A 19,568-nucleotide genomic window follows, 5' to 3' on the forward strand; every position below is an offset into this window, starting at 1 on the left:
AAGGATTTACGCTACAATCAGGGCTATACAAGTTTTCTTTTTCTCCAAGATTGTCGAGTTACTTTGTCATAATAACATCATTCAATTTTACTTAAAGAAACTCTTTGCGAAACATCTTTGCGTTAAAATGCAACACAATCAAATCTTATTTATTCCAAATCCTCCAGCTTTTCTCCGCTTGATATTGCAACATTTCCCAGCCATTTTTAATTTTAGCTCCGTGTTTTTTTGCTTTCTTCAAAAAAATAGTTTCTTCGGGATTGTAGATCAAATCGTGTGCAATGTGTTTTGAAGTAAAATATTCATACGGAATCGGCGGAAAAGCATCCACATTCGGCGAAGTGCCAAGTGGCGTGCAATTAACCACAATCTGGTGATTGTCAAAAGTCGTAGCGTTCACTAAATTGTATCCAATGCTTTCACCAGTCGCATCTCTTGAAACAAAAGTGTAGGTAAGTCCTAATTCTTCCAAAGCAAAAGCAACGCCTTTAGAAGCGCCACCAGTTCCTAAAATCAGGGCTTTTTTATGATGCGGTTCCAATAAAGGTTTTAGCGATTTCTTAAACCCATAATAGTCTGAATTGTATCCTTTCAGTTTTCCTGATTTGGTAAATTTAATGGTATTTACAGCTCCGATTCGTTGTGCTTTTTTAGAAATTTTATCCAAATAAGGCATGACAGCTTCCTTGTAAGGAATCGTCACATTCATTCCTTTTAAATTCGGATTGTCTTTGATTATGTTCGGAAAATCTTCAATCGACGGAATGTCAAAGTTCACATATTCATAATCTTCTAAATTCAAGGACTTAAATTTTTCAGCAAAGTAACCTACGGAAAAAGAATATCCGATGTTTTTTCCCAGAAGTCCAAAGCAATTTTTTGTTTTTGGCATTGTAAAATAGATTCAATAAAAAAGCCTGACAGTTTTAAATCTATCAGGCTTTTAAAATTTTTAAAATATTATTTTTCGTGTTGCGAGATAATTTCTTGAACTTCACTATTCTCCCAAATTGCAGGAAATAAGGTTTCAATCAAAATGTGATTCTCAAAACTCAAACGCAATCCGTTGCTTAAATGGAATTTTCCTTTTGTGGCGTCGTCTTGCATAAAATACAAGCCTCCCAAACGGTATTCCAACTGAAATTCTTCCGGGAAATATTCTGTTGCTTGCAATAACGTGTGGATCGCAGCGTCAAATTCTCCTAGATATTGCAGAATATCCACCCAGAATAACCAAGTATCTAATTCATAATCGCCAAATTCTACGGCTTTTCTGTATCCAATCTCCGCTTCTTCGAAAAAATCCAAAGCCCTGTTGATTGTGGCATAACGCTTCCAATACATTTTATTTTCGTTATCAATCCCGATGGCTTTGTTTACGTAGAATAATGCTTTTTGGTAATTTTTCTGTCTTACGTAAAAATCAGTAATCGCAATCCAGCCTTTGTCCAGCAACGGATCTTCGTGCACCGTTTTATGGAAAAACTTCAACGCTTGTGGCTTGTTTCCTAATTTTTCATAACATTTTCCAATTCGAAGCAGGGCATACGAAGTCGGATCGTCTAATTCAATCGTACGATTATAGCTTTCGATGGCTTCTTCATAACGTTTCAATCTTTCTAACGATTTGGCTTTTTCCATAAAAGCACCCATAAATTCGTCATCAATCATTGACGCATAATCAAAGCATCTTAAGGCATTTTCGTAATCCTTTAGCCCGTAATATAAGCGCCCGCTTTGGTGCCAAGCAATTTCGCTGTAGGGATTCTTATCAATATATTTTTCTAAAAATGCAACAGCTTCTATGTTTTGGTCTAAAAATTCAAAGCAATAAACCACGTTATACAAGGCGGCTTGGTCTTCAATATCTTCTTCAAGACATTTGATGAAATTATCTTTCGCCAGTTCAAGACTGTCCATAAAAAGGTATTCCATACCAATTAAATTATAGACATCGGCATAATCATCAGTAAGTTTTAATGCTTGCTGTAACAGTTCAACGGCCTTTTCGTGGTCGTCTCTTTTAGAATAAATATTTGCTTTTTGGATATAAATTTCTTCATTCTGTGGCTCAATTGCGTAGAGCTCATTCAATAGCCTTTCGGCTATTTCTAGCTTGTCATCATACACCAGCATTTCTACTTGTACTAATTTTAAGCCCGTAGATTTGGGGTGTTGCTCAAGCGCTAATTTTAAGGCTTTCTTGGCCAGTGACGCCTTACCCATATCCAAATAGTGAAGAATAATTTCTTCAAATTCTTCTGAATCAAAGAAGAGAACTTTATTGGTTTTCAACATAGATTCGAACTTGGACAAGGATAAATTGTAATCTTCTTCATCGTGACTCAAATGCATAGGCTGGGTTTTAAAATTATCCTTAATAAATTTAGGAAACGTGTCTCTTTTTTTTGAGGCAATGCTGAAATGTTGTGAACAATTTAATTAACAGAAATTGTTCTATTAAGTTAGTGAATTTTTGTGATAAATCCTATTTGTTTAATGAGGCTAATATTTCATCCATTACTTCTAAAATAATGGCGCAGCCTTCTTTAATTTCTTCTTCAGAAATGTTCAGCGGCGGCGTAATTCGTATCGCTTTTCCTTCAAATAACAGCCAGAATAAAATCAATCCTTTATCTTGGCATTTTAAAATTACTTGGTTCGTAATTTCGGCATCTGCAGTCATTGTGGCAAGCATCAATCCGCGTCCTCGCACATCTTGTATCAAAGGATGTACCAAAAGCGAACGGAACAATTTTTCTTTTTCTAACGTTTGTGCTATCAGGTCAGTTTCAGTGATTTCCTGTAAAGTGGCCAAACAAGCGGCCGCTATGACAGGATGTCCGCCAAAAGTGGTGATATGCCCTAATTTTGGATTATGGGTTAACAAATCCATCATTTCTGACGAAGCTGTGAACGCGCCGACCGGCATGCCGCCACCCATTCCTTTTCCTAATATAATTACGTCAGGAACAACATCATAGTTTTCAAAACCGAACAATTTTCCGGTTCTTCCAAAGCCAGGCTGGATTTCGTCGATGATCATTAAAGCGCCCACTTCAGTACATCTTTCCCTGACTTTTTTCAAAAAACCATTTTCAGGTTGAATAAATCCAGCGCCACCCTGAATGCTTTCCAAAATAATTCCGGCTGTTTTGGTCGTAATTTTCTGTAAATCTTCTTCATTGTTAAACGTAATGAAATCCACATCGGGTATCAGTGGCCGAAAAATTTGTTTTCTTTCTTCAAAACCCATCACGCTCATCGAACCCATCGTGTTTCCGTGATAGGCATTGTTGCATGAAATTAATTGGCTTCTTCCGGTAACTCTTCGGGCTAATTTTAACGCGCCTTCTGTAGCTTCGGTTCCAGAATTAACCAAATAGGTTTTGTCTAAAGGTTTTGGAAGCAAGGACGCTAATAATTTGCAAAATTCAACTGCCGGACTTTGCGCATATTCTCCATAAACCATGACGTGGGAATATTTGTCCAGTTGGTTTTTTATCGCATCATTGACCCTTTTGTTTTGGTGTCCCAACGTGCAGGCGGAAACTCCGGCCACAAAATCAAGGTATTTTTTGCTGTTTGTGTCGTAAATGTAAGAACCGATGGCGTGAGAAACTTCTATGCCGAGTGGGTAAGGGGAAGTCTGTGCCTGGTATTTGTGGAAATCTTTAATCATTGTATGTGTAATCGTGTAATCGTTTATTTGTAAGACTGATCTAAAATTTGCAATCTATTACTGAACTTTTGCTTTCGTTTCCGGATTGTTTTTGTCGTAATCTAAAGTTTCCTTTCGAACTTCCATCGGGACATCTGGTTTTGCTTTTTCAGCTCGGGTTCGTTTCAAAATCTTTTCGTGAAGGTCTTTTTCTTCTTGCGGAAAAATATCGTCTTTTGTCTTTATTATTTCATCGCCGCGCCAAATAAATCCTTTGAGTTTCCGTGCGTTTTCGGGCAGGTCTTTTTCTGGATAACTTTCACTTTCTGGTTTTATAAGCGACGTTACTGATGTAATTTGATTGTCTTCTAATTCCATATGAATCGCACTACTTGTTCCTTTGTCAATGGCTTGTAATTCGCCTTTGTCATAAGCATAATAAATCTTTTCAGTATTTTTAACCAGATCGACTTCGTATAATTTATTGTCCCGAAACTTTCCGTATAAATTGACGCCCTTGACCTGATTATAGCCTTTTCCGAGTGTGTCTTTCGAAACGAGAAATGCATCGGTTAAAACTTTAAGGGAATCTAATTTTTCTGTCTGTGTATTTGAAATCAGGTGAATCAGTTTTCCGGTCAATTGATTTTCGCCATTCCAGACTACTGGTTTTCCGATCAATTGTGTCAGGCCATTTTTTTCGCTGGAATGCAAGGAATCACATTTTCCGCTCATGTCGATTTTATAAAATCGAACATTATTGAAAGCGCGGATGATTCGGTTTTCCGGTTTTCCGGTAACCATCAATTTTTTCCCGTGAATGTATAAAGTATCTTTTTCAATCAAGGTTTCTGCGACGGCGTGTTTTGTCATGACCAAGGAATCTTGGTTTCTGAAAACTTCGCCATAATGGCCTCGAACGATTCCTTTATTGATAGAATCGGTAATTTTTACGTTATTCGTCGCTGAAGCAAATTCTCTATTTCGATCATAATACAAGCTGTCCCCTTCAATCAGGCGGTTGTTGTATTTGATGTACGAGTTTTTTACGAAGTGTGCAAAATTTTTCTTGGTATCATAAAATCCTTTTTCCGTGTAAATAAAATTTTCCTTGCTGGTAATTGTCGAAGGCCCAAATAAATAGGAGTGGCCCGAATTGGAATAATAATCCAAATGGTTCGACTTGATTACATATTTTGGGTTCGTAATCGTAACTGCCGTCAAAAACTGGAATTTCTTTTGGTCTAAATAATACCTTCCTGATTTGCTTTTTAGCGTATTTTCTTGGTCTTTAATGGTTCCGTAAGTGGTGTAATAGGCCTGCTGAACCCTTCTGTCAAAGTTGACTGTGTCTGTGGTCAGCGTCATTTTTGGGTCGCGCATCACCACGTTTCCCGTTGCAAAAGCAAATTTTGTGTTTCCACGATATTCGGCATATTTACTGTCCATAAAAACGGTGTCGCCTTGGTTCATTTTTACGTCACCAAAAGCTTTTACATAGTTCTCTTTATTAAAAAGATAGGCTACGTTACAGCTCATTCGAACACCGTCGTGGATTAAGCGAACATTGCCGCGATAGCGAATTGCTCCGGGAACTTCCGTCTGCTGTATGTCAACCATATCTGAATTTTCAACCACAATCTTTTTTGGTGGCGCCTGAGCAAACAGCGAGTTGAAGCTCAACAAGATAAAAAGTCCGGCAAGAAATAAAAAGTGTTTTTTCAATGGAAAATATTTTGGGTCAAATTTAATTAAAATCTGCAAACTTGATTTTTAATTAAGAATTATTTGTGCAAATTGTTTTAACAGTTAATTATAGCAAATGCACGAATTTTTTTCTCTTTTGCTACAAATTTTAAGCATTAAAAGTTTTTTGTGTTGTAAGTTCTAAATCTTTAAAATTCGGTATTAAAAAAAACGCCTTGATTTTGTCAAGGCGTTTTCTACTATTTATTTATCGTTTGAGTCCTATCTGGACCAACTGAAATGACCTTGATCGGAACTTCAACAAAATTTTCGATAAACTCAACATATTCTTTTAATTCTGATGGAAGCTCTTCATATGAAGTCATTCCTGTCAAATCTGCTTTCCAGCCTTTTTTCTCTACATAAATAGGAGAAACATTTTCTGGCTCGATATTATATGGCAAATGGTCAATTTCTTGGCCTTTGTAATCGTAAGCCGTACATACTTTCAAGCTTTCAAATCCTGATAAAACATCGCCTTTCATCATGTATAAAGCGGTAACTCCGTTTACCTGAATGGCATATTTCAACGCAACCAAGTCCAACCAGCCACAACGTCTTGCACGACCAGTAACCGAACCAAATTCGTTACCAACCTTTGCCATTGTTTCGCCGTCTTTGTCAAAAAGCTCAGTAGGGAAAGGTCCGCTGCCCACTCTTGTTGTATACGCCTTGAAAATTCCGAAAACTTCTTTTACTTTATTTGGAGCAATTCCCAAACCAGTACAAGCTCCTGCAGCAGTTGTGTTTGAAGAAGTCACAAAAGGATAGGTTCCGAAATCAATATCAAGCAAAGAACCTTGCGCTCCTTCTGCCAAAATTGATTTTCCTTCCTTCATCGCTTTGTTCAAATATTCTTCACTGTCAATAAACTGCAATGTTTTTAGAACTTCGATAGATTCAAAGAATTCTTCTTCCAATTCTTTTAGATCATATTGCAGGTCAACATTGTAAAACGCAATCATTGCTTCGTGCTTGTCAGCCAAAGCTCTGTATCGGTCTTTGAAATCTTCCAATTCGATGTCACCCACACGAAGACCGTTTCTTCCTGTTTTGTCCATATAAGTTGGACCGATTCCTTTCAACGTAGAACCAATTTTTGCCTTGCCTTTTGAGGCTTCAGAAGCAGCGTCTAAAAGACGGTGTGTCGGCAGAATAAGGTGTGCTTTTCTTGAAATGATCAATCTTGACTGGATGTCGATATCAAATTTTGCCAAACCTTCCAGCTCTTTTTGAAAAACGACTGGGTCGATAACGACACCGTTTCCAATAATGTTGATTGATTTTTTATGAAAAATCCCAGAAGGAATCGTTCTCAAAACGTGCTTGATTCCGTCAAATTCTAAGGTGTGTCCCGCATTTGGGCCACCTTGAAAACGAGCAATAATATCATACTTTGAAGTAAGAACGTCAACAATTTTTCCTTTGCCTTCGTCACCCCACTGCAATCCGAGTAGTAAATCTACGGTCATTCTTTTAGTTGTTTGTGTGTTGTTTATTTATTCTTTAGGTGTAGTCTTTTTGTTTCCATAAAAATACAAAGAGTGATTGTGAATTTCGATGTCAAAAATCTCTTCAATCGTCTTTTTGATGGTTTGAATTCTAGGGTCACAAAACTCGATAACTTCGCCCGAATCGGTCATGATGATATGGTCGTGCTGTTTATCGAAATATGATTTTTCGTAATGCGCTTGGTTTTGTCCAAACTGGTGTTTTCTTACCAGCGCACAGTCCAATAAAAGTTCAATCGTGTTGTAAAGCGTGGCTCTGCTAACGCGATAGTTCTTGTTTTTCATCTTGATATAAAGTGATTCGATATCAAAATGTTCTTCATTATCGTAAATTTCCTGAAGTATAGCATAGCGTTCAGGAGTTTTGCGATGTCCTTTGTTCTCAAGATATTTTGTAAAAACATTTTTTACAATCTCTTGATTCTTATTGTTATCTACCGAAATTAGTGTCATATCCTGCAAAGATAATTTATTTTATCCAAGTACCAAGTTTCTCGTTTGCTGAATTGCACAAATGGATCGTTAAAGTTCTTTTTGATGTTTTTTCAGGAAGCTATTCCCGCTTTCCGCTGCAAGTCCTCGCCGTCAAAGCTTTTTTCTAAGCCACAAAACGAGCTTCCTCTGGTCGCTGTTTTCTGTCAAGAAAAAAGAGCTTTTCCGTCTGCGGGCTTTCCGCTATAATTGGGGCTAGTTAGCGAACTTGTGTCTGAAGATTGTGGTGAAGCTTGGTGCCAGATTCCTCATTCACTGCAGAATTCTTATGATTTCATTTTGATTTTTTAAAATCCTTCTGTAAAAATGATTTGTTTTAATTACTTGAAATACCAAGAGTTTTAGATTAATTCTTATTAATCCGCGTCACTTTATCAATACCGTCAATCTTTTTAATATTGTCAATCAACTTCTTCAATATCGTATTGTTTTGGACGATAACCACCACTTGTCCGTTGAAAATTCCCGCGTCACCGCTCAATGAAATGCTTTGGATATTCACGTGCATATTGTTTGAAATCACTTTGGTCAGCTCGTTCGTTAATCCTAACGTGTCCATTCCGGTAATGTTTAAAATTGCCTTGAATTCTTGCTGTGACGAGTCAATCCATTTAGCTTGGATGATTCGATACGCATAATTCGATTGCAGGCTGATCGCATTTGGGCAATCTTTTTTGTGCACCTTAATTCCTTCGTTAATAGTCACAAAGCCAAAAACATCATCCCCTGGAATCGGGTTGCAGCACGTGGCCAGCTTATAATCTAATTTGTCTTGTTCTTTGCCGAAAACCAGCATGTCATAATTGTTGCTGATTTCGGGTTTATTGATCACTTCTGGCGAAGAGTTATGCGTACGTTTCATTTTGTTTTTGAAAAAATTCATAAACGTGTTGCTCTTTTGAGCCGCATAATCTTTTAGCTGCTGGTTGTCGATCGCGCCGATTCCAACACGGTAAAAAAGATCCAAGCTGGTTTTTAACTTGAAAAAATTCACCAATTCATTCACCGAAGTTTCATTTAAGGTAATTTTTAAATGGCGTAATTTTCGGGTTAAGAGTTCTTTTCCGTCTTCGGCTGTTTTTTTGGTGTTCTCGTTCAAGACATTTTTAATCTTGGTTTTTGCACGTGAAGTAGTGACGTAATCCAGCCAGTGCATTGTCGGTTTTTGATTCGGAGACGTGATAATTTCAATTTGGTCACCGCTGTTCAAAACGTGATTCAGCGGTACCAATTTTCCGTTCACTCTTGTTCCTCTTGTTTTGATTCCGATTTCAGAGTGAATACTAAAGGCAAAATCTAAAGAAGTTGCGCCTTTTGGCAACGATTTTATTTCTCCTTTCGGCGTAAAAACATAAATTTCCTTGGAATATAGATTCAGTTTAAAATCTTCCACAAAATCCACGGCATTCGTCGAAGCATTTTCCAAAGCTTCTTTCAGTAGATTGAGCCAAGTGTCCAGACCGTGCTCTTCATTGCCGCCCTGTTTGTATTTGTAATGTGCGGCGTAGCCTTTTTCTGCAATTTCGTCCATTCTTTCACTTCGAACCTGAATTTCGACCCAGCGCCCTTTCGGTCCCATAACGGTAATGTGGAGCGCTTCATATCCCGTTGATTTAGGCGAAGAAATCCAGTCGCGCAGACGGCTGGGGCTCGGGCGGTAATGGTCAGTTACGATAGAATATATTTTCCAGGCAAAGAATTTTTCTTCGTTTGGTTCAGCTTTGTAAATAATTCGAAGGGCAAATTTGTCATACACTTCATCAAAAGTAACGCCTTGCGCCAGCATCTTTTTTCGGATAGAAAATATCGATTTAGGTCGTCCCTTGATCGTGTATTCCACACCTTCGGCATCTAAAGATTCTTTTAAGACATCAGAAATCGACTTGATATATTCGTCCTGCTGTTCTTTGGTTTCCTTGATTTTGCTGACAATATCATTGTAAACATTGGGTTCTGTGTATTTTAAACCCAAATCTTCCAACTGGTTTTTGATATTGTAAAGTCCCAAGCGATGGGCGAGCGGTGCATAAATATAAAGGGTTTCCGAAGCTATTTTGGCCTGCTTGTAATCGACCATCGATTCCATCGTCTGCATATTGTGCAAACGGTCGGCGATTTTAATCAAGATCACGCGGACGTCGTCATTTAAGGTCAAGAGCATTTTACGGAAATTTTCCGCCTGCATTGAAATCTCGTTGTCTGTTTTAACTTGGGCGATTTTGGTCAAGCCTTCCACAATCTTCGCGATCTTAGGATTGAACATTTTTTCAATGTCTTCTACAGTAATATCGGTGTCTTCCACAACATCGTGCATCAACGCCGCCGCAATGGAAGTCGCGCCCAAACCAATTTCTGATGCCACAATTTTTGCCACAGCTATGGGATGGAAAATATATGCTTCCCCTGATTTTCTTCTTTGGTCTTTGTGCGCATCGACCGCCACGTCAAATGCCTTTCGGATTAATTTTTTATCATCATCCGAAAGCGTTTGGTAACTGATACGCAAAAGTTTTTTGTATTCCCTTGCGATTGCTTTGTTTTCCTGTTCAATATCAATCTCGACCATGGCGTTTGAAATGTTTGTTTGTTACTGCCTAAAGTAAAATAAAGTTTTGGATTGTGCAATATGTATGTTAAAATCTATCAAAACAAAAACCGCTCCAAATTGGGCGGTTTTTTGTTAGAAATGAGTCTGTTTTTTTAAATCTTATTGGGTTTTGAAAAAGTGCAAATCTTGAAAATCATAACTGAAATCCGTTGAAGGCGAAATCGGCTTCATCTTGAATTCTGAATTGTTGTTTTCGAAAAAAATGTGTGCATCGGCGTGGAAATAACGGTTGTCCCATTTGACCACAAAATTTGTGTCTTTGTAAAAAAAGATTTCACCTGACAATTGCGGAGAGCGTTTTGAAGCAAAATACAATTTTCCTTTCTTTTCAGAAATTACAACTTCACCCAGCCAGTTGTCTTTGTACGTTCCGATGTATTTCTGAAAATCAATTTTTTGCTTTTTGTTTTTCGCAACAGCGGCCCAAACTTCTTCGGTTACCTTATCCGCTTTTTCTTCCGAAGCTTTTGCTTTTTTGCTGAAATCAGCAATGTGGTCAATAGGTTCGATTCCTAAATAACTGTCTTTAATGGTGTTTGTAATTGCACTAAAGGCGGCACCGGATTGTTGGTTGGTCAAAACAATTATTCCTAAATTTAATTCTGGAATTAAAGTCACTTGCGTCACGATGCCTTCCAAACCGCCGGTGTGCGAAACTTGCAATTTTCCTTTGACATCGGTAATTTGCCAGCCTAAACCATACGATTTAAACAATGAATTATAAGGAGCCATAGTTTTATTTGGCATCAAAGTTTGTGGCGTCCACATTTCGGTGTGTTGTTTCTCAGAAATTAATTGTTTTCCATTAAATTTTCCTTTGTTCAACTGCATAATTGCCCATTTGCTCATATCGTTTACGCTGGAATATATTCCGGCAGCGGCATCAAAAGTGGTGTTTTTGTAACGCGTAATTACTTTTAATTTTCCGTCAATCGGAACGTGTGGCGCGATTACGTTTGAAGTGTCTTTCACTCGAATCCAAGTAGAACCTGAATTTTGCATTCCCAATGGAGAGAAAAAACGAGTTTCAACAAATTCATTCCAAGTCTGACCACTGACTCTGTGAACCACTTCGCCAGCAATTATGTACAAAAGGTTGTCATAATCATATTTGGTTCTAAATCCTGAAACCGGCTTTAAATACTGAATATTTTCGATGATATCTTTTGCTTTAAAATCTGATCCATCCGGCCAAATCATTAAATCTCCAGCGCCAAGACCAAGTCCGCTTCGGTGAGTCAGCAAATCTCTGATGGTAAATTCAGCGGTTACATAATCGTTATACATTTTAAAATTCGGCAGGTATTTCACGACTTTATCATCCCAATTTATTTTACCTTCATCAACTAAAATCGCCAAAGAAGCGCTTGTAAAAGCCTTGCTGTTAGACGCAATTCCGAACAATGTATTTTCATCTACTTTTTCTTTCGTAATGATTGATTTTACGCCATAACCTTTAGAATGGATTACTTTTCCGTCTTTTATTACTGCAACAGCGATTCCAGGAACGTCAAATGTTGTTAATGTTTTGGCAACAACTTCGTCAATCTGAGAAGAAGTAATTTGGGCAAAACTATTTAAAGAAAATAATAATCCTGCTAATGCTATTTTGTATTTCATAATGTTAAAAATTGGAAAATTAAAAACCGCGTTGTCTTTTTGCTTCAAAAATTAAAATCGCTGCTGCAACCGAAACATTCATGGAGTCGATGGCGCCTTGCATCGGGATGATGATATTTTGAGTGGCATTATCGCGCCATTCTTGCGTCAAGCCCGTAGCTTCTGTTCCAACAACCAAAGCCGTTGGCGTGGTGTAATTTTGGGTGTGGTAACCCGTTGAGTTTTGTAAAGTCGCGCAATAAATGCTGATGTTTTTATCTTTCAAGAAAGCGATAATTTCTTCAGTAGTTCCGGTAGCGATGTTATTTGTAAAAAGACAGCCGACGCTGGAACGCACAATATTTGGATTAAACATATCGCTTTTTGGGTTGGCGATAATTACAGCGTCCAAGTTTGCGGCATCAGCCGTTCGTAGAATTGCACCGATATTTCCTGGTTTCTCAGGAGCTTCTGCCACAAGAATTAATGGGTTTTCTCCTAAATTTAATGCTGCTAAAGAAAGGTTTTTAGATTTTGCAATGGCAAGAATTCCTTCGGTTGTATCGCGATACGCCAATTTTTGATAGACCTCTTTGCTGATTTCAATTAATTCTGCCGAACGTGAAATTTTTTTAGCCTGCACTTCAGAACTGATTTCTGGCAAAAATAAAATGGTTTCAATTTCATAACCGCCTTTTTGCGCTAACTCAATTTCGCGTTGGCCTTCAATCAAAAAAGTTCCGGATTGTTTTCTGGCTTTTGATTTTTCCTGAAGTAAAACCAGCGATTTTATAAAAGGATTTTGGACAGAAGTGATTTGTTTCAAAATTATTGTATCTGAGTTTTTAGGATGCTAAGATACTAAGATTTCTAAAATCATAAATCTAAAATCATAAATTATAAAATTCCTCTCGCCTTAATTTCCAAATATTTATTAATGGTATCTAAAGTAAGATTTTCAGGTTGTGTCAAGACAGAATAGATTCCGTATTTTTTCAATTCGTTGACAATCAAACGCTTTTCAAATGCAAATTTTTCAGCTATGACTTTGTCATAAACTTCTTGAATCGTGACAGCTTTTGAATTGATAATTTCGTTTAATTCTGTATTTTGGAAGAAAACCACAACCAGCAAATGGCTTTTTGCAATTCCTTTTAAATAAGGGAGTTGGCGATGCAAACTATCTAAAGTTTCGAAATTGGTGTATAAAATAATCAAGCTTCGTTGGTTGATATTCTTCTTGATATCAGCGTACAATCGGCTGTAATCGCTTTCAAAAAAGTCGGTTTTTATGTTGTACAAACTTTCCAGAATCTTTTGCATCTGCGATGAACGTTTTTCGGCAACGACACGATTTTCTACTTTTTTAGAAAAGGCAAACATTCCGGCTTTGTCTTGTTTTTTCAAGATTACATTTGACAAAACTAAAGTCGCATTGATCGCATAATCCAATAAACTCAAGCCGTTGAAAGGCATTTTCATCACACGGCCTTTGTCAATCGCCATATAAATCGACTGGGATTTTTCGTCTTGAAACTGATTCACCATCAACGAATTTTTCTTTGCCGTAGCTTTCCAATTCAAGGTTCTGATGTCATCGCCTTGCACATATTCTTTGATTTGCTCAAATTCCATGGTGTGGCCGATTCGCCTGATTTTTTTTACGCCATATTGAAATAAATTATTCGAAAAAGCCATCAAATAATACTTTCTTAATTGAATGTAAGAAGGGTAGGTCGGAACCATTTGATTTTTGTTAAACGTAAATCTTCGGGAAATTAATTTCAATGGAGAAATTACATAAATATTCAAATTTCCGAAAACATATTCGCCACGTTCCGTCGGGCGAAGATAATATTGAATGTCGTCTTGCGAAGTCGCTTTTATTTTTCGCTTAATTTCAAAATTACGGACTTGAAACTGTTCCGGAATTTCATCAATAATCTTTACGCCAATCGGGAAGGTGTAATAATTTTTGATATTAATTCCGATGGCATTTTCGTCGCCATTAGACAGTTTTTCTGGAGCGATTCGAGTTCCGTCAATTCCATTTTTAGCCAAGAACAAAATCAAAATATCCATCAGCACAAAAGCAATGAGAATCAACAGCAAATAGCCCGCAGCGCCAAGCAAAGCCGGAAAAATAAAGGCAATGCAATAGAGAATTCCCACGCCAATCAGCGCGTAAAAGAAAAAATTGTTGATGTATAAGCTTTTAAAAAAGTTCAAAATTATCTAGGTATTTCGATTGCTTCAATAACTTGTTTTATGATTTGGGTACTTGTGATTCCTTCCATTTCACGTTCTGGAGTGACGATAACTCGGTGCTGCAAAACCGGAACCGCGGCTTCTTTAATATCTTCTGGCGTTACAAAATCACGACCGCGAATGGCCGCATATCCTTTTGCCGCATTTAAAATGGCAATGGATGCGCGAGGTGAAGCGCCAAGATACAAAAATGCATTTTCACGAGTGTTCACAACCAATTTTGCGATGTATTCTAAAAGTTGCGGTTCTACGATAATTTGCTTTACCAACGCTTGGTATTTCTGAATTTCTTCCGAAGTTAGAACGGTTTTGATATTGTCTAATTTTCCGTGGTTTTGTAACGAATGTTCTTTTTGGATGATCAGAATTTCTTCTGCTAACTTTGGATAATCAATGTTTATTTTGAACAAGAAACGGTCCAGTTGCGCTTCAGGCAAACGATAGGTTCCTTCTTGCTCGATTGGATTTTGCGTAGCAATTACCAAAAACGGCGCGTCTAAAACATAACGCGTTCCGTCCATTGTGATTTGGCGCTCTTCCATCACTTCAAATAAAGCGGCCTGTGTTTTTGCAGGAGCACGGTTGATTTCGTCAATTAAAACCAAATTCGAGAAAATCGGACCTTTTTTGAACTCAAACTCCGACTTTTTTAAGTCATAAACCGAAGTTCCTAAAATGTCTGACGGCATCAAATCGGGTGTGAATTGAATTCTGCTGAAGTTGATATTCAGTGTCTTTGCCAATAATTTTGCCGTAATTGTTTTGGCAACTCCAGGAACTCCTTCTAACAAAACGTGTCCGTTTGAAAGAATGGCAACCAAAAGCTGGTCAATCATTTTGTGCTGTCCCACAATCACGCTTCCGATTTCTGCCCTGATTTTTTCAATGCTTTCTTGTAATGGATTTAAGTCGATTCGCGTTGTGAAATTTACATTTTCTGATTTAACTTCGTTCGGATTATTTTCTATATTTTCTTCCATTTTTATAAATTGGATTAAGATTCTTTAGTATCGTTTTCTTTTGCAAAAATCTTTTCAATTGCCGTATTTAAGGCAATCAAATCAGATTCAATGCTTTGGTGGTAATTTTTTCGGTATTGATTAATCAAATAAATCGCACGATTAATATCTTCTATTTTTTTGCCTGTTTTTTGCTGTAATTTTTTCTCAAAATTTTCATCCAAGACCGTGGTATCCAAAAGATACTCATTTCTAACTTTTTCTAAGAAATAAATGGTTTTCTTTTCAATAATATTATCGTGGTTTCCTTCTTGAAAATACAAATTTCCGATGGTTTTGGTAAAATCAACGGTCGTGTTTTCTAACGGTTTTAGTATTGGAATAATTCGTTGTTTTCGCTTTGCATTAAAAATTGCAAAAAACAATAATCCAAAAATAAGAATGTACCAAGCACCTTTCAACGCAGGCTGGCTCAAAATATAGCGCATCTGGGAATTTGAAATCACTTCACCTGATTGATTTTTCAAAAGCCAATAAATATCTCCTTCAGTATACCCCAATAAACTTGCGACATAATCAGCATTTTTATTTTTTAAGAGATGATAATTCGTGAAAACATTGGGTTGTGTGTGGAGGTAAATTTCGCCTTTTCCGTAAGGGATTTTGATAAAATTGACCTGTTTTTCTTTTTTATGGCCTTGATAACCCAGAACTGTGGTGGTTAATGTGTCAATTTTATTGAAATAAGAATTACTGGCGCCAATGGCAATGTTGTACTTCGTCGGATTTAATTTTGGATTGGCTGTCCAAGCAAAAATCGTATCCGAATTGATGAATTTTGACGAGTATTCAAACTTCAGGCTGTCCATTAATTTCTGTGGAAAATTCGAGGAACTGATGAAAACTTTGTTTCCGTGATCCGCAAAATATAAGATTTCTTGAGTCGATTCGTCATCAATCAAGTACTCTTTTGAAACAGAAAGAACTGTTCCTTTTACGGTATAAGTATTGATCAAAGTGTCATAATCGTATTTTTCTTCAAAATATTCATAAGCCGTTTCCTTGATTCGATTTACTTTTTGATCCTTAAAAATCCCCTTGCTTTCTTCGTTAAAAACATAAAGTCCAAACGGAATTTTGTCACTGATATCAAACGTCGGTGTCCAATTAATCGGTTTTGGTCGCGTGGCGTCAATATAAATTATGCCTATTAACAGCAGTACCAAAAAAACAATATATATTTTAATAGTTCTGTTCATTATAAGCTTTTTATGGTTTTTTCGAATGATTTTACGGCTTTAGCCAGCATTTCTTCTTCCAATTTAAATTCTCCATACCAAATATAATTGTACAAATAAGAAAGGTAGGTGAATTCACCGCGCAACTTTTCGCTTTTTATTTCATAAATGTAATCTGAATTGGTTTTTTCAACATCCCAATCAATGATTTCTTTTTCGGCTAATTTTTTCAGAAGCCATAAATAATAATAACGAATCAGCAATCGGTTTTCACCAGATTTAGTAGCTTCTTTGATCAATTTTTCAAAATCAACAAGATGTAAGTTTTTCTCGATTTCGTCATAATTGATTACTCTTTTATCTGAAGATTTACCGAAAACCCAACGACCTTCGCCATTCATAATTGCTTTTACGATGAGGTAAATTACAAATAAAATAACGCCAACAGCCAAGACTTTTAAAAGGATTTCTACAAAAGAAACCGAAGATCCTTCTGAACTGAAACTGAAAATTTTGCTAAGCCAATAGGCGAGCCAATCTAAAAAACGATCCCATGAATTTTTCTCTTTTATTTTCTTTTCATACTGAAAATCAGCGTCTGTATATTTTTCTTTAAAATCTTTCGGAAACGTTTTTGCTTTTACTGATGAGCTGTCAATCAAAATGTCTTTTTCTGTAAATTTTACAGCAACAGCAGTAGTGTCAATGGTTGGCGGAACATAAGACAGCGAATCTTGCCCAAAAGAATTTAGGCTTAAAAAAAGAAAAAGTAGGTATAAATATTTATTCAAAATGGTTTCCGATGCTATCTATTTCGTTAAAAGAAGATTTGTTTTCAAGGTGTTCGCGTCTGCTGTAATAAATAAAGCCTTGGTTAATCATCAGCAAGTTATTGAAAACATAATGTAAAATCGTCGTAAATACAAAAAGAACGGTCATTACAATTCCCAGCCCGTTAAATGTTTCAGTTTGGGAAGCGCTATTTGTATCGGCAAAAGTAAAAATAAGCACCATAGAGATGATGTAAGGAACCATTGAAATGATGGTCATGGTCACCTGAATGATCATATACATCAAAATTGTGGAGCCAACGATGGGCCAAAATTGCTTAAAAACAGCAGTAAAAGCTTTGCCCAGAGCGCTAAAAAAGCCATCGTTATTATTGAGGTAATGGAAAAGTGTCAAGCTCATCAAGCTGAAAAGTAATGGAAAAGCAATTATGAGCAATGGAAACCCGATGATGATGAAACAAAGCAGTATTAAAATGGCAAAAACAATCATTAAAATAGGCGCCACAACAAAAAGCGAGATGATGAAAAACAACAAGATTCTTCCGGTTTTTGATTTTAAACCGATTAAAATTTCCTTGGTAGAAAAATTAGCTCCGTTATTTTTTTCGTATTCCTGAAGATAAATGATTGGAAATGTAAAGTTTAAAAGCGTTAGCAGTAAAATCAAAATGGAAAGGACAAATCCGCCTAAAAGAATTAAACTGAAGTTGTCTTCAAAGAAAGAATTAAAATAATTGTACTGTGGATTTCCTGATGTACTTGCGATTTCAGAAAAAATCACTTCAAAATATACCTTTGAAATAAAATAAATAAAAACCGCTAGAAGGAGCAGTAAAACTCCCACAATGGTAAAATAGTTTTTCAAGAAATGTTTTCCATCTTTCTTGAAAAAATCAAAAGTATCGTTGAGATAATCGTTAAATTTTCTTTTTTTAAATAAGGCTATCATTGGGCTAATTTCATTTTTTTGTGAACAATGAATGGAAAAATTAAAAAGTAGAAAGAAATCAGAAATAATGTCGATAGGATGATAAAAACATTCAACCAATTTGGCATTTCTAAAGCGTATCGCGTTACAAATCCTTCTAAAATACCTGCAGCGATTGTAAAAGGCATTGTGGCAATAAAGATTTTAAAACCTGCTTTAAAGCCTATTTTCAAAGACGCCATTCGCGAATAGGTTTTTGGAAATAAGATCGAAGCGCCTAAAATTAATCCGGCTGCAGCTTCAATTACAATGGCAAAAATTTCCATGGAACCATGGATCCAAATACCGCGAACACTTTCCCAAAACACACCTTGATCGTAGAAGAAATATTGAAACGAACCCAGCATAATGCAATTTTGAATGTAAATCCAAAGCGTTCCAACTCCGGCAAAAAGTCCGTAAAGGAAACATCTCAAACCAACAAATAAATTATTTAAAGTAATTCCGAAAGCAGAACCCCAATTGCCACCACTTTTGTAAACAGCCACGGGATTTCCGTCTTTGATGTTTTCTAAAGTCATATTGACATATTGGTCGCCTAAAATCAATCTTACAAAATCTGGATCAAATCGTGCTGATAAAACTCCAATTCCTATAAATACAAAAAAGAGTACAAAAGAGTACAATAGGTATCTTCTGTATTGAAAAAGAAGCAAAGGCACGTCAATGGCAAAAAACTGCACCAACTGGTTGGTTTCGGTTCTTTTTGTCTTGTAAATTTTTTGATAAATCTGTGAAGCGAGATAATTTAAATAAATAACTGTTTTGCTTTTAGGGTAATAGCTTTGCGCATAAGATAAATCATTGATCAAATGAACATATAAACTGGCCATTTCATCAGGATTTTTTTTAGCTTTACCAAAAATTGCCTGCTCAAAGTCAAGCCATTTTTCTTTATTTTGCTTTATGAATGCAACTTCTCTCATTTGTTGCTAAAATATAAAATATGACACAATTATCGATCAATACGACGCAAAATGTTATTATTAATTTTGAAGCCGCTTCTGTAGGAGAAAGAATACTTGCTTTTTTCGTAGATACGCTGGTTAAGATTGCCTACGTGATTGTAGTGTATTATATATTTTTTTATTTTTTAGGAATTAATAGATTGATTGCGTCAATGGACAGATGGTCAGCAGCTTCTATTCAAGTATTTTTTTATTTCCCCGTCATTTTTTATTCACTTGTGCTGGAAAGCCTTTTTGAGGGGCAAACGATAGGCAAAAGGCTTCTCAAAATGAAAGTGGTAAAAATTGATGGCTACCAAGCTTCTTTCGGAGATTATTTGATGCGTTGGGTTTTTAGAATTGTTGATGTCAATTTTAGTTTTGGAATTGTCGGTTTGGTGACCATCGTTACCAGCAAAAAATCACAGCGGTTGGGTGACATGACTGCCGGAACTTCAGTAATTTCATTAAAAAATAATATCAATATCAATCATACTATTTTAGAAGAAATTGGTGAAAGTTATGTGCCGACATATCCTTTGGTCATTAAATTAAGCGACAACGACGCCCGAATTATCAAGGAGACTTTTCATGCCGCAAGCCGAAATAAAGATTATGTAGTGATTCATAGGCTGAGAGTAAAAGTCGAACAAGTAACCGGAATCAAAAACCAATCGGGCAATGACGAAGATTTTTTGCGAACCGTTTTAAAAGATTACAATTTTTATACTCAAAATATGTAATTTACAGATTACTTTTG

General features: G+C 36.4%; 16 protein-coding genes. 1 reads left to right on the forward strand and 15 read right to left on the reverse strand.

Annotated elements, in window-relative coordinates:
* Nucleotides 1–145: 145 nt before the first annotated feature.
* The 15 genes from EG849_RS12475 to EG849_RS12545 all read right to left on the reverse strand — a co-directional run bounded on the left by EG849_RS12475 (nt 146) and on the right by EG849_RS12545 (nt 18,787).
* Complete coding sequence (locus EG849_RS12475) at nt 146–892, reverse strand: shikimate dehydrogenase family protein (protein ID WP_125013422.1); 747 nt, start codon at nt 890–892, stop codon at nt 146–148.
* Nucleotides 893–960: 68 nt separating this feature from the next.
* Nucleotides 961–2,355, reverse strand: a complete 1,395-nt coding sequence (locus EG849_RS12480; protein WP_125013423.1) for a tetratricopeptide repeat protein — start codon at nt 2,353–2,355, stop codon at nt 961–963.
* Between the two features lie 133 nt (nt 2,356–2,488).
* Complete coding sequence (locus EG849_RS12485) at nt 2,489–3,682, reverse strand: aspartate aminotransferase family protein (RefSeq protein ID WP_125013424.1); 1,194 nt, start codon at nt 3,680–3,682, stop codon at nt 2,489–2,491.
* A 57-nt stretch (nt 3,683–3,739) separates the two neighbouring features.
* Entirely contained in the window at nt 3,740–5,386 is a 1,647-nt protein-coding gene (locus EG849_RS12490; RefSeq protein ID WP_125013425.1) for an OstA-like protein, read from the reverse strand.
* Between the two features lie 221 nt (nt 5,387–5,607).
* Nucleotides 5,608–6,879: an adenylosuccinate synthase gene (locus EG849_RS12495; protein WP_125013426.1), complete on the reverse strand. Its 1,272-nt coding sequence runs from the start codon at nt 6,877–6,879 to the stop codon at nt 5,608–5,610.
* A 27-nt stretch (nt 6,880–6,906) separates the two neighbouring features.
* Entirely contained in the window at nt 6,907–7,371 is a 465-nt protein-coding gene (locus tag EG849_RS12500; protein WP_125013427.1) for a Fur family transcriptional regulator, read from the reverse strand.
* A 385-nt stretch (nt 7,372–7,756) separates the two neighbouring features.
* Complete coding sequence (locus EG849_RS12505; protein ID WP_125013428.1) at nt 7,757–9,976, reverse strand: RelA/SpoT family protein; 2,220 nt, start codon at nt 9,974–9,976, stop codon at nt 7,757–7,759.
* Nucleotides 9,977–10,117: 141 nt separating this feature from the next.
* A complete protein-coding gene (locus EG849_RS12510) occupies nt 10,118–11,638 on the reverse strand; it encodes a serine hydrolase (protein WP_125013429.1) in 1,521 nt (506 codons plus the stop codon).
* Nucleotides 11,639–11,657: 19 nt separating this feature from the next.
* Nucleotides 11,658–12,443, reverse strand: coding sequence for a TrmH family RNA methyltransferase (locus EG849_RS12515; protein ID WP_125013430.1), 786 nt, complete (start codon nt 12,441–12,443; stop codon nt 11,658–11,660).
* 71 nt (nt 12,444–12,514) lie between these two features.
* Entirely contained in the window at nt 12,515–13,846 is a 1,332-nt protein-coding gene (locus tag EG849_RS12520; RefSeq protein WP_125013431.1) for a DUF58 domain-containing protein, read from the reverse strand.
* Between the two features lie 2 nt (nt 13,847–13,848).
* Nucleotides 13,849–14,865: an AAA family ATPase gene (locus EG849_RS12525; protein WP_125013432.1), complete on the reverse strand. Its 1,017-nt coding sequence runs from the start codon at nt 14,863–14,865 to the stop codon at nt 13,849–13,851.
* A gap of 14 nt (nt 14,866–14,879) precedes the next feature.
* Complete coding sequence (locus tag EG849_RS12530) at nt 14,880–16,103, reverse strand: DUF4350 domain-containing protein (protein WP_125013433.1); 1,224 nt, start codon at nt 16,101–16,103, stop codon at nt 14,880–14,882.
* Nucleotides 16,103–16,873 (reverse strand): DUF4129 domain-containing protein, encoded by a 771-nt coding sequence (locus tag EG849_RS12535; protein WP_125013434.1) that lies wholly within the window; start codon nt 16,871–16,873, stop codon nt 16,103–16,105. The genes EG849_RS12530 and EG849_RS12535 overlap by 1 nt, the downstream gene beginning before the upstream one ends.
* Nucleotides 16,866–17,822: a hypothetical protein gene (locus tag EG849_RS12540; protein WP_125013435.1), complete on the reverse strand. Its 957-nt coding sequence runs from the start codon at nt 17,820–17,822 to the stop codon at nt 16,866–16,868. Before EG849_RS12540 ends, EG849_RS12535 begins: the two co-directional genes overlap by 8 nt.
* The gene (locus EG849_RS12545) at nt 17,819–18,787 is read right to left on the reverse strand and encodes a stage II sporulation protein M (RefSeq protein ID WP_125013436.1); all 969 of its coding nucleotides are present in this window, start codon (nt 18,785–18,787) and stop codon (nt 17,819–17,821) included. Before EG849_RS12545 ends, EG849_RS12540 begins: the two co-directional genes overlap by 4 nt.
* Nucleotides 18,788–18,807: 20 nt before the next feature.
* Between EG849_RS12545 and EG849_RS12550 the strand changes: the two genes are divergently transcribed.
* Nucleotides 18,808–19,551: an RDD family protein gene (locus EG849_RS12550; RefSeq protein WP_125013437.1), complete on the forward strand. Its 744-nt coding sequence runs from the start codon at nt 18,808–18,810 to the stop codon at nt 19,549–19,551.
* The last annotated feature ends 17 nt before the right edge of the window (nt 19,552–19,568 follow it).

It is taken from the genome of Flavobacterium macacae, assembly GCF_003865365.1.
GTDB lineage: Bacteria > Bacteroidota > Bacteroidia > Flavobacteriales > Flavobacteriaceae > Flavobacterium > Flavobacterium macacae.